6 protein-coding genes, 1 tRNA gene and 3 rRNA genes are annotated in these 12,456 nt (G+C 40.0%); 8 read left to right on the forward strand and 2 right to left on the reverse strand.

Annotated elements, in window-relative coordinates; genetic code table 11:
- Positions 1 to 84 precede the first annotated feature (84 nt).
- From QVA17_RS02165 to QVA17_RS02180, 4 genes are all read left to right on the forward strand, one after another.
- Positions 85 to 642, forward strand: a complete 558-nt coding sequence (locus tag QVA17_RS02165) for a Fe-S-containing hydro-lyase (RefSeq protein ID WP_027431121.1) — start codon at positions 85 to 87, stop codon at positions 640 to 642.
- A gap of 507 nt (positions 643 to 1,149) precedes the next feature.
- Entirely contained in the window at positions 1,150 to 3,285 is a 2,136-nt protein-coding gene (locus QVA17_RS02170) for a MucBP domain-containing protein (RefSeq protein WP_287386146.1), read from the forward strand.
- Between the two features lie 141 nt (positions 3,286 to 3,426).
- Positions 3,427 to 5,133 carry a hypothetical protein gene (locus tag QVA17_RS02175; RefSeq protein ID WP_287386148.1) on the forward strand — a complete coding sequence of 569 codons (1,707 nt, stop codon included), beginning with the start codon at positions 3,427 to 3,429 and terminating at the stop codon, positions 5,131 to 5,133.
- Positions 5,134 to 5,303: 170 nt separating this feature from the next.
- A tRNA-Ser gene (locus tag QVA17_RS02180) sits at positions 5,304 to 5,391 on the forward strand.
- A 160-nt stretch (positions 5,392 to 5,551) separates the two neighbouring features.
- Here QVA17_RS02180 and bioB read toward each other — a convergent pair.
- A complete protein-coding gene (gene bioB, locus QVA17_RS02185) occupies positions 5,552 to 6,526 on the reverse strand; it encodes a biotin synthase BioB (protein WP_287386150.1) in 975 nt (324 codons plus the stop codon).
- Between the two features lie 15 nt (positions 6,527 to 6,541).
- A complete protein-coding gene (locus QVA17_RS02190; protein ID WP_287386154.1) occupies positions 6,542 to 7,069 on the reverse strand; it encodes a biotin transporter BioY in 528 nt (175 codons plus the stop codon).
- 430 nt (positions 7,070 to 7,499) lie between these two features.
- Here QVA17_RS02190 and QVA17_RS02195 point away from each other — a divergent pair, with 430 nt between their 5' ends.
- The 4 genes from QVA17_RS02195 to QVA17_RS02210 form a co-directional block, all read left to right on the forward strand.
- A complete protein-coding gene (locus tag QVA17_RS02195; protein ID WP_287386151.1) occupies positions 7,500 to 8,063 on the forward strand; it encodes a nitroreductase family protein in 564 nt (187 codons plus the stop codon).
- 450 nt (positions 8,064 to 8,513) lie between these two features.
- Positions 8,514 to 10,044: ribosomal RNA gene (locus tag QVA17_RS02200) — 16S ribosomal RNA — on the forward strand.
- Positions 10,045 to 10,109: 65 nt separating this feature from the next.
- A 5S ribosomal RNA gene (rrf, locus tag QVA17_RS02205) occupies positions 10,110 to 10,227 on the forward strand.
- A gap of 328 nt (positions 10,228 to 10,555) precedes the next feature.
- Positions 10,556 to 12,456 (forward strand): 23S ribosomal RNA (locus QVA17_RS02210); the annotation flags it as partial.

Here is a 12,456-nt window from a genome sequence, read left to right on the forward strand (position 1 = left end):
ACCAAGCAATATGTTGATAAGAATTAAAAATGTGGATTAGATCGTAACATTTTCAAAATAATGTTGATAAAAGGAAGGATAAACATGGATAAATATATTAATGCCCCAATAAGCGATGAAGACGCAAAGAGTTTAAGAAGTGGTGATTATGTCTACATCACTGGAACAATTTATACAGCTAGAGACGCAGCCCATAAAAGAATGGCAGAATGTTTAGAGGCCAAAAAAGACTTGCCAATAAACCTTACTAATAATATTATATATTACATGGGTCCATCTCCAGCAAGAGAAGGAAGACCAATAGGTTCTGCTGGCCCAACAACAGCAAGTAGAATGGATAAGTATGCACCAGACCTATTAAACCTAGGATTAAAGGGAATGATAGGAAAGGGCAAAAGATCCCAGGCTGTTATTGATGCAATTGTAGCTAACAAAGCAGTATACTTTGCAGCAGTAGGCGGTGCAGGAGCAATTTTATCAAAATGTATCAAGTCATCAACAGTAATTGCCTACGATGATTTAGGTACAGAAGCTATCAGAAAACTAGAAGTTGAGAACTTCCCAGTAATTGTCGTAATCGATAGTGAAGGAAACAACCTCTATGAAACAGCAATTAAAGAATATGCTAATTTAGAAGATTAGTTTATATTAAAGAATATAGACAGCTATAGTATTTACATTTGAGAGAATCTTTAATGTAAATATTGTAGCTGTTTTTTTGTGCAATTTTACTAATGAGAAATTATAGTGACCTTGAATCAAGCCAGAAAATAAGGCAAGGTCACAAGTATCTAGTAATAAAGTACTAGCTCGTTAAACATGGAAACGTCTAAACCGGTGGGGGTTTCCGGTGGTAAACGGGTGTAATACAGTCCAGGCTAGATGGGGAGTACAAGGGTGTGCTCTTTTAAAAATAGTATAAAAACCGCGTATTTTTTTGTAAAAATAGGACATAGGTACTAATTGCTAAAATTATTGTTTTTATATTTATACAATTTCTTTCGAAAAATCTTTTTATCCCCCCTTTTATGGTGTGTTTGTGAAAAAACAATGATGATATTATGTATTTACGATTTCGATGACTAAAGTACTATACACATGTGAAGTGAGAAATCTTTAGAAAAGGATTTATATTTGGAGGAAAAAAGAATGAACAAGAAATTAAAAACTCTTGTTGCAACAACTCTTGGCGTTACAGTAGCTGCATTAGTAGCTGGTGTATCTCAAAAGTATTTAGATTTAAGCAGTAATTCAGTGGGGACATCTAAGGCATACTTGAAATCGTTAACTGCTAATACTTATGAAGCAACATATGGGGAAACAAACTATTTAACTAATTCAAAGACATTATATATTGGTGAACTATTTGGAAATTTAGGAAAGATATATTTTGATTATTGTTATGATAATTATTATTGCAATTACGATTATAATTATCATAATTATGCATACGATTATACAAACGAGGTTGGTTACTACTTAGTAATGCCTTGGGCAAGTAAGACATTACCAGGAACATATAAGTTCTATGAAACAACTAATGCATCATATACAAACTATGGATATACATACAGCTTCTCAAGAGACATTGCTCAGGGAGAAGGAAAGCTTTCATTAGCTTTTAATAATCCTTATCAGTTTAATTTAAATGAAAGAGTAACATATGCTGAAGATCAGTATGTAGAGAATTTCCTTTATACTAATAATTTCTCTAATCTTACTCTTGGAGATACAATTATTACAGATAGAGCTGACTCTCCTATGACAGTAGTAGAAAGAAATGGAGAATTAGCATTACAGGTTATTTATAATAATCACAGCTATGTAACTTATGTTAAGAATATTAACTGGTACGTAATTAAGAAAGAATCGGGAAGTCAGAAGTGGCACGTAGATGGTGAACCAAATTGGATCGACGAAGGTGTAATTGGAGCAACATATACAGTAAAGTATGTTGATGCTACAACTGGTGAAGAAATCGAGGCAACAACAGAAGTTGGAGAGGCAACAGATGGTTCATACCTAATTTACGGTAAAGACGTAACAGCAACTGCTAAAGAAATTTCAGGTTATGATTTAGTATCTGACCCAGAGCAGACAATTACTTTAACAGAAGGTCAGGATAACGTAATCGTATTTACATATCAGAAACAGGTTGCAACAGCAACTAATACAGGTTTCTATCTTGTAATGCCTTGGGCAAATGGTGCCATTACTGATGAAGACGGTTACTTAAAGTATGAAGAAAAAACAGGTTTATCTTATAGAGATTTAGGATATACTAATGCATTTTCATCAGACCTTTCTAACGGTGATGGAACAATAACACTTGATTTTGAGTATTCTGAAAATGGTAAAATAACTTACGCAGATGAATCAAATATCGAAAATCTTATTGATGTAGACTTCTCAAATCTTACAGATGGCACAGAAGTAACAACACAGGTTAGAGGTGTTAATGTTAAAGTTGTTATTGAAAATGGAGTAAAGACCCTCCAGGTAACATATAACGGAGATACATATACAACAAATCTTGATGATATTAAGTGGTATGTAATTAAGAAGAATGCTGGCGGTAATTGGCATATCGATGGTGCAGCAAAGTGGACTAAGTTAGAAAATGAAGAAGAAACAGTAGCAGAACCAGAAACAGAAACTGAGTCTTCAACAGAAGTAACAGAGCCAGAAAGCTCAACTGAAGAGACAGTGGTAGAGCCAGAAACAGAAACACAAGCACCAACAGAAGCTGAAACAGAAGTAACAGTTCCAGAGACTGAGTCTTCAACAGAGGAAACAGTAACAGAGCCAGAAAGCTCAACTGAAGAGACAGTGGTAGAGCCAGAAACAGAAACACAGGCACCAACAGAAGCTGAAACAGAAGTAACAGTTTCAGAGACTGAATCTTCAACAGAAGTAACAGAGCCAGAAAGCTCAACTAAAGAGACTGTAGCAGAACCAGAAACAGAAACACAAGCTCCAACAGAGGAAGAGACAATTGTTGAGGTATCAAGCGATGAAGATATTGCAGAAGAACCAACAATCGTTGAAGTAGCTGGTGATGAAGACTACGTAGAAATTAAGACAATCACAATTACAGCTGATAACACATACTTAGGTGAAATCGCTGCTGATGAAGATGAAGTAGTTGTAGGAAGCGCAATGATTTCTACTTCAACAACAAAGACATCTGATAATAGCAACATTTTCACATATGTTATTGCAATGATTATTGCAGCTGCAACAGCAGTAGTTGTAACATTAAGAAAGAAAGTTTCTAATAGATAATATAGAAAAAACTAAACCGATACTAGAAAACCAGGAGTTATAAGCTCCTGGTTTTTTAGTTCTTATTAACTATAGACAAATGTAAAATCCTTAGATATACTGAATTTAATAATACAAAATATCTAAATAAAGGGAGGACAAATGAAAAAATATTTATCACACATAATATCAGCAATTATCACATTGGTGTTATCCATTATTATGTACTACATTTTCATACCACCAATCAACCTAACATCAGGTGATTTCTGGTTCTTCATAATAATGGTATTCATAATAGCAACAGTTGTCTCAGGATTTGGACAGTTCGTTCAGATATTTGCAAGAGCAACTTATTCTTCGAGAGGCTTTAAATCAAAGAAAAAGAAACCGGCAAAAGTTAACTACAAGGACTTAGGCACATTTACAAAGGTGTCTAGCCTTATAGCACTTGGAATTGTAGCCCTAATGATTATATTCTCATTCTTCTCATCAAAGCTAATTAATGCCAAGGCATATAGTAAGATTCTTCAGGTAGAAGAAGGCGAAATCTCAGATTTGCCATCAGTTTCTAATACATCGGCAATCGCCCTTATGGACACTGATTCAGCAAAGAAGCTAGGTGACAGAGAAATCGGAACACTTTCAAGCGTAGTATCACAGTACGACATCGAAGATGATTCCTACACTCAGTTAAATGTTCACACAAGCCCAGTTAAGGTAGCGCCATTATCTTACGCAAGCTTCTTTAAATGGATTAACAATAAAAACAATGGTATCCCAGGTTACGTCGTTGTAGATCCAGTAACAATGGATGCCAATTATACAGAGCTTTCAGAAGGCATGGTTTACGTGCCATCCGCTTTCTTCTCAGAAGATCTTGAAAGACACATTAGAATGAAGTATCTAACAACAATCTTTGACACACCACACTTTGAGGTGGACGAAGAAGGTAACCCATGGTATGTGGCACCAGTTATTAAAAAGACAATCGGCTTATTTGGCGGTAAGAAGGTAACAGGCGCAATCCTTGTAAATCCTATTACCGGCGAAATGACAAAATACAAACTCTCAGACGTTCCAAGCTGGGTAGACGTAGTTTACGGTGGAAACTATATCGCTGAGCAGTACAACAATTACGCTCAGTTACAGAAAGGCTTCCTAAACTCAGTCATTGGACAAAATGGATGCCGTAAAGTCACAGAGGATTCAGAAGAATCAACCTCAGATTACGGTTATATCGCAATTGGCGATGACATCTACATTTACACAGGTGTTACATCCGTAAATGGCGATAGCTCCAACATCGGTTTCATCATTGCCAATGAAAGAACAGGCCAGACAAAGTTTATCGAAGCTTCAGGCGCCGACGAGTTCTCAGCAATGAACGCAGCTGAAGGCGAGGTACAGGAGAAGGGCTACGAAGCATCCTTCCCATCCCTCATTACCATCGACGACATCCCAACATACATCATGGTATTAAAGGATAAGTCTGGTTTGGTGAAAATGTATGCCTGCGTAAATGTATCGCAGTACAACATCGTTGCCACAGCCACAACTCAGGAAAAATGTATCGAAAACTATAAGAATCTCTTAAGCGGTAACATTAGTTTAGATGAAGCAAACAATGATAGTTCAGAGGCAACAACTAGTGAAACTATAGATGAGAGCTTATATACAGAAACAGAAATTACTATTACAAAGATGCAGACAATAGATAATAACGGAAATACTTATCTCTACATCGTAGATCAGAACAACAATATCTATAATGCCAAGTACACAGACGTCTTAGATATGCTTTTGGTAAATGTAGGAGATACAGTAAAATTAAGAATTTATGAGGACAAATTCTTAATGGCAGAATAAGAAAAAATACGAAAAAATGAGCAAAAATATATAAATAATTCTAGAAAATTGTGTTGACAATAAGATGCAGTCAAGCTATAATAAATCTTGCGTTTAGCGCAAATTTCATAATTAAGTTCAAGAATTGTTTATTATATATAACACAATTGGCGAGCGCAGTTACGGAATCTGGAGTAGTACTCAAGAGGCTGAAGAGGCGCCCCTGCTAAGGGTGTAGGTCGGGAAACCGGCGCGAGGGTTCAAATCCCTCCTGCTCCGTTAAGTAATTTAACCAGGAAGTTAGTAATTAACTTCCTGGTTTTTCTTTTTGAAAAAAGGCGGACATGTTAAATGTCCGCCTTAAGTATTATTTATTATCATCCTCAAGCTCACAAATTATCAGTTCTGCCAATCATCTATCTTTTAATCGGCAACCTCTTTAATTAGCAGCCTTTGCAAGCTCTCTGTGCATAGAACTAAGCATCCTTCTATCACTTTCAATTGTATAGCCAGAAGTAGTAAGCATGTTTCCAGTAATAGATGCGCTAGCTCCGCTATTAAAAGCCCTCTTACCAGCTTTATCTACAAGAATTCTACCACCAGCAAGTCTAACGTTGGCAGCAGGATTAATATATTTAAACATAGCAATAGATCTTAAAATCTCATCCTCCTCCAAATGAGGCATTCCCTCAAGCGGAGTTCCCTTAATAGCAATAAGCACATTAATAGGAATAGAGACAACATCAATCTTAGAAAGAGTAAGGGCCATTTCAATACGCTGCTTAAAACTCTCTCCTAGGCCAAAGATTCCACCGGAACATACATCAAGTCCGGCAAGTCTCGCATTTTCAATAGTATTAAGCTTATCCTTAATTGTGTGACTAGTGCAAATGCTAGGAAAGAAACTAGGGCTAGTTTCGATGTTGTTATGAATACGGCTAACGCCAGCATTTTTCAAAGCCTCAAACTGTTCCCTAGACAATAAGCCAAGGGAAGCACAAAGCCCAAGCCCTGGACATTCCTTTCTAATCAACTTAAAACTTCTAAGACACTTCTCAAATTCCTCTCCAGACAAAGCCCTGCCTGAAGTAACTATTGCAAATCTATCAACGCCGGCTTTGTAGTTTTCTCTAGCGCTTTTAAGAATTTCTTCTTCATCTAAAAAGTCGTAAACCTCGCAGTTTGTCTTATAATGCACAGACTGGGCGCAGTATTTACAGTTTTCACCACATTTTCCACTTCTAGCATTGATAATTGTGCATAAGTCCACCTTATCTCCGTTAAAATGTGCACGAATCATGTCTGCGCCCCTTAATAAATCATCTAAATCGCAATCTTCAAAAAAGGACAAATCCTCTGCTTCACTTAAGCGTCTACCCTCAATAATTTCCTTAGCAAGTTTAATCATATCCATATTTAAATCCTCGTCTTATAACTTCTTGTATGACATTAAGTGGGCAGCAGCCAAAGCTCTTCTAATTGCAATACCAGCCACCATACTAAAGGCAATCTTAATTGCATCAAAAGCAAGGAATGGATAAACGCAAACTGTTAAAGTAGCCTGAAGAGACATGTTTGTCTGAAGCATAAAATAAATAGTTCCGAAAGCATAGCATACAGCCAAACCAAGTACCATGCCCACCAAATGCATATACCAATGCTTAGATGAGAAATGGTCAATAAAGAAACCAGCAATCAAAGCCATAAAAATAAATCCGATAATATAACCGCCAGTCACCCCAAACAACTTAGCTGGACCACCCTGATATCCCGAAAATACAGGAAGTCCCACAAGTCCTAAAAGCATGTAAACAAGGTAAGCCAAACTACCCTTAATACAACCAAGGCTGTAAACGCATAGGTAAACTGAAATAACAGTTAATGAAATTGGCACAGCCCCAATAGGAATTGATAAAGGTCCAAGAATACAGCAAAGTGCAGTCATAATGGCGCACATTGCAATTGTCTTAATAGAAAGCAATCCCTTCTTTTCCCCTTCCTGCTTTGAAGCCTTAAGCTCCGTAGCCTCGTCTTTTAAAATTCCCTCGTTAGTAACAAGATTCTTCATATATCTTCCTCCCAGTAATTATAATGAGCCAAATCTTTAAGGGAAGATTTACGCTCTTAATTATCAAATTAGCATTATAAAAATGCATTGTCAACTACAAACTAATCAAAGGTTAACAATTCATAAATCCCATCATTCAATAACGAAAGCCACAAATCCTTTCAAACTGGCAAAGAGTTATTGCATCCACCCTGCCAAATGCCTACAATAAAACTAAGCATTAATAATAAGCATTAATAATAAGCATTAACAATAAACGTTAAACTAATGCTATTAAGCGCAATCACTAAAAGCAAAAATGCAATCAGGGAGGTATGAAATGAACTTAAAAGACATGGTGCTCAAAAACAGATCCTATAGACGTTTCTATAATGAGAAGAAAATTTCCAAAGAAGAACTAACAGAACTAGTGGACATTGCAAGAAACACCCCATCTGCAGCCAACCGCCAGCCTGTACGATATAAGCTTGTATATGAAGAGGCCGAGGCCGCAGAGGTATATAAGACCCTTGGCTGGGCTGGTTACCTAAAGGATTGGGATGGTCCTATTGAAAATGAAAGACCAGCCGCATACATTATTCTTGCTACCGATAAAGATACAAAGGCAGATATAGATGAGGGCATAATTAGTCAGACTATAATGTTGGCAGCAGTAGAGCGTGGCCTTGGTGGTTGCATTCTTGGTAACGTTAAAAGAGAAGAGCTAGTAAAGGCAATCAATCTCCCAGCCGATTATAAGATCGACCTCGTATTGGCACTTGGTTATCCTAAGGAAAATGTATCTCTAGTTGAAATGCAAAATAACGACGTAAAGTACTATAGAGATGAAGATATGAATCACTATGTACCTAAAAGAAGATTAGAAGATGTTCTATTAAAGTAGAGTTATAACCAGTATTATATATTAAAGAATGTATATCCTTTCAAAAGAACCATCCCTTAATGGGATGGTTCTTTTGGCTTTCCTTGTAGAGTATAGTTTATATTCCACCATATATAGTGGGAATTAAAACACGATTTAAAAAAATCGAAAATTTGCGAAAAAATATGAAAAAAGGTGTTGACAATAAGTTATCTAGATGATAATATATACAAGTCGCTGCGATACAGCAACGACAACAAAACATCAACAAAGCCAGTAAACACAAGGCTTTGGAGATAAGAACCTTGACAACTGAACAGAATGACAACCTTGAAAATTCTTTGAAATATTCAAGCGAGTAATCAATCGTAAAACAATTTTGTTTTGAAATGATTATCCTTAATAACAGTAATGTTAAACGGAAACGAAACTATTAAGCTAGTTCGTTCAGAACTAAGCTAAGGTAAAACTTTTTATGAGAGTTTGATCCTGGCTCAGGATGAACGCTGGCGGCGTGCTTAACACATGCAAGTCGAACGAAGCAACTTATCACGATTCCTTCGGGATGACGATTTGTTGACTGAGTGGCGGACGGGTGAGTAACGCGTGGGTAACCTGCCTTATACAGGGGGATAGCAGCTGGAAACGGCTGATAATACCGCATAAGCGCACAGCATCGCATGATGCAGTGTGAAAAACTCCGGTGGTATAAGATGGACCCGCGTCTGATTAGCTAGTTGGTGAGGTAACGGCCCACCAAGGCAACGATCAGTAGCCGACCTGAGAGGGTGACCGGCCACATTGGGACTGAGACACGGCCCAGACTCCTACGGGAGGCAGCAGTGGGGAATATTGCACAATGGAGGAAACTCTGATGCAGCGACGCCGCGTGAGCGAAGAAGTATTTCGGTATGTAAAGCTCTATCAGCAGGGAAGATAATGACGGTACCTGACTAAGAAGCTCCGGCTAAATACGTGCCAGCAGCCGCGGTAATACGTATGGAGCAAGCGTTATCCGGATTTACTGGGTGTAAAGGGAGTGTAGGTGGCAAAGCAAGTCAGTAGTGAAAATCCGGGGCTCAACCTCGGAACTGCTATTGAAACTGTTTAGCTAGAGTGCAGGAGAGGTAAGTGGAATTCCTAGTGTAGCGGTGAAATGCGTAGATATTAGGAGGAACACCAGTGGCGAAGGCGGCTTACTGGACTGTAACTGACACTGAGGCTCGAAAGCGTGGGGAGCAAACAGGATTAGATACCCTGGTAGTCCACGCCGTAAACGATGAATACTAGGTGTTGGGTCTCATAAGAGATTCGGTGCCGCAGCTAACGCAATAAGTATTCCACCTGGGGAGTACGTTCGCAAGAATGAAACTCAAAGGAATTGACGGGGACCCGCACAAGCGGTGGAGCATGTGGTTTAATTCGAAGCAACGCGAAGAACCTTACCTAGTCTTGACATCCCGATGACCAAGTATGTAATGTACTCTTTCTTCGGAACATCGGTGACAGGTGGTGCATGGTTGTCGTCAGCTCGTGTCGTGAGATGTTGGGTTAAGTCCCGCAACGAGCGCAACCCCTATTTCTAGTAGCCAGCAGTTCGGCTGGGCACTCTAGAGAGACTGCCAGGGATAACCTGGAGGAAGGTGGGGATGACGTCAAATCATCATGCCCCTTATGACTAGGGCTACACACGTGCTACAATGGCGTAAACAAAGTGAAGCGAGAGTGTGAGCTTAAGCAAATCACAAAAATAACGTCTCAGTTCGGATTGTAGTCTGCAACTCGACTACATGAAGCTGGAATCGCTAGTAATCGCAGATCAGAATGCTGCGGTGAATACGTTCCCGGGTCTTGTACACACCGCCCGTCACACCATGGGAGTCGAAAATGCCCGAAGTCGGTGACCTAACGTAAGAAGGAGCCGCCGAAGGCAGGTTTGATAACTGGGGTGAAGTCGTAACAAGGTAGCCGTATCGGAAGGTGCGGCTGGATCACCTCCTTTCTAAGGAAGAAGAAGTAGAGATTGTCATTCTGTTGAGTTGTTAAGGTAGAATTAAATAAAGCCCTTCTGGTGGCGATGCGCTTAGGGGAAACACCCGTACACATCTCGAACACGATGGTTAAGCCTTAAGCGGCCGATAATACTACACTGGAGACGGTGTGGGAAGGTAGGTGGCTGCCAGATTTAAAAAAAGAAAAAACTTAAAATAATGCTTGACATTATAACGAGTTTGCGATATATTAGACAGCGTCGCTTGACTGGCGATGAGATAGAAGAAACAAGCGTTTCTCCTACCTGATGACTGGTCAAACAGTCTAAAAAGACTTAGAAAACTAAGTCGATTGTTCATTGAAAACTGCATATTAAATATTCTAAAACAACAGTTATTAGAAATAATAACAATGTTTAGACATCCGAGGTGCGACAACAGATGTTGTCAAACCAATAAACAAACCGAAAGTTTAAAAGAACTTTTAAGAACCCATTAATGTAACGCTATACATTAATGAAAGGTTAAGCTAATAAGAGCATAGGGTGGATGCCTAGGCACTGAGAGCCGATGAAGGACGTGATAAGCTGCGATAAGCTACGGGGAGAAGCAAATATTCCTTGATCCGTAGATTTCCGAATGGGGAAACCTAACTAGATAGACTCTAGTTGACCATACGCCAATACATAACGTATGGCCGGGAACCCGCTGAACTGAAACATCTAAGTAGGCGGAGGAAGAGAAAGAAACATCGATTTCCTAAGTAGCGGCGAGCGAAAGGGAAAGAGCCCAAACCAGAGGATTTATTCTCTGGGGTTAGGACTGCGTAATTGATTCAAGATTGATAGGAGAATGGTCTGGGAAGTCCAGCGATAAAGAGTGAAAGCCTCGTATCCGAAATCGAAATTGACATGGCAGTATCCAGAGTACCACGAGACACGAGAAACCTTGTGGGAATGAGCGGAGACCACTCCGTAAGGCTAAATACTACTCAGTGACCGATAGCGCATAGTACTGTGAAGGAAAGGTGAAAAGGACCCCGGGAGGGGAGTGAAAGAGAACCTGAAACCCTGTGTTTACAAGCTGTCGAAGTGGTGCTTGCACCACGACGGCGTACTTTTTGTAGAACGGTCCGGCGAGTTATCATGGCTGGTAAGGTTAAGTTCTTAAGGAACGGAGCCGAAGCGAAAGCGAGTGTGAATAGCACGAAATAATCAGTTATGATAGACCCGAAACCGGGTGATCTATCCATGTCCAGGATGAAGCTGCCGTAAGAGGTAGTGGAGGTCCGAACACACATCCGTTGAAAAGGGTGGTGATGAGGTGTGGATAGGGGAGAAATTCCAATCGAACTCGGAGATAGCTGGTTCTCCTCGAAATAGCTTTAGGGCTAGCCTCAAGTTAGTCTTCCGCAGGTAGAGCACTGAATTTCCTAGGGGGCGTCAAAGCCTACCGAAGAATATCAAACTGCGAATGGCGGCAAGATGATGCTTGGGAGTCAGACTGCACGAGATAAGTTGGGTGGTCAAAAGGGAAAGAGCCCAGATCTACAGCTAAGGTCCCAAAGTACGTGTTAAGTGGAAAAGGATGTGAGATTTCGAAGACAACTAGGATGTTGGCTCAGAAGCAGCCACACATTAAAAGAGTGCGTAATAGCTCACTAGTCGAGAGGTCTTGCGCCGAAAATGTCCGGGGCTAAAACACGACACCGAAGCTTAGGAATGCGAATGCATTGGTAGAGGAGCATTGCTGACGGAACGAAGCCAAAGTCGTAAGACATGGTGGACTGTCAGGAAGAGAGAATGCCGGAATGAGTAGCGAGAATGAAGTGAGAATCTTCATGGCCGAATATCTAAGGTTTCCAGGGTAAAGCTGATCTGCCCTGGGTAAGTCGGGGCCTAAGGCAAGGTCGAAAGACGTAGTCGATGGATAACAGGTTGAAATTCCTGTACTACATTAAATCAGAAATGTGGGGACACAGGTGGAAAGCATAAGCCAGGAAAGGAAAGACTGGTGCAAGCGAGGTAGGTGATTAGTAGGAAAAACCGCTAATCTTAAGCCGAAGACGTGATGCGTAGCGAACAAAAGTAGCGAAGTATGTGAGCCAGCTGTCAAGAAAAGCCGCTATTGTGTTTAATGTACCCGTACCGTAAACCGACACAGGTGGATGAGGAGAGAATCCTAAGGCCGGCGGGAGAAGCATTGTTAAGGAACTCGGCAAAATGACCCCGTAACTTCGGGAGAAGGGGTGCTGCAGAAATGCAGCCGCAGAGAAAAGGCTCAAGCAACTGTTTAGCAAAAACACAGGTCTATGCGAAACCGAAAGGTGAGGTATATGGGCTGACGCCTGCCCGGTGCTGGAAGGTTAAGAGGAGAGGTTAGCGCAAGCGAAGCTTTGAATTTAAGCCCCAGTAAACGGCGGC

The organism is Lachnospira sp. (genome assembly GCF_016290755.1).
In the GTDB taxonomy this organism is placed as follows: Bacteria; Bacillota; Clostridia; order Lachnospirales; family Lachnospiraceae; genus Lachnospira; species Lachnospira multipara.

Excerpts from the sequence above, each read along its gene's own strand:
- bioB (WP_287386150.1), bottom strand. The coding sequence starts at position 6,526 with ATGGATATGATTAAACTTGCTAAGGAAATTATTGAGGGTAGACGCTTA.
- QVA17_RS02195 (WP_287386151.1), top strand. The coding sequence starts at position 7,500 with ATGAACTTAAAAGACATGGTGCTCAAAAACAGATCCTATAGACGTTTC.
- QVA17_RS02175 (WP_287386148.1), top strand. The coding sequence starts at position 3,427 with ATGAAAAAATATTTATCACACATAATATCAGCAATTATCACATTGGTG.
- QVA17_RS02170 (WP_287386146.1), top strand. The coding sequence starts at position 1,150 with ATGAACAAGAAATTAAAAACTCTTGTTGCAACAACTCTTGGCGTTACA.
- QVA17_RS02190 (WP_287386154.1), bottom strand. The coding sequence starts at position 7,069 with ATGTGCGCCATTATGACTGCACTTTGCTGTATTCTTGGACCTTTATCA.
- QVA17_RS02165 (WP_027431121.1), top strand. The coding sequence starts at position 85 with ATGGATAAATATATTAATGCCCCAATAAGCGATGAAGACGCAAAGAGT.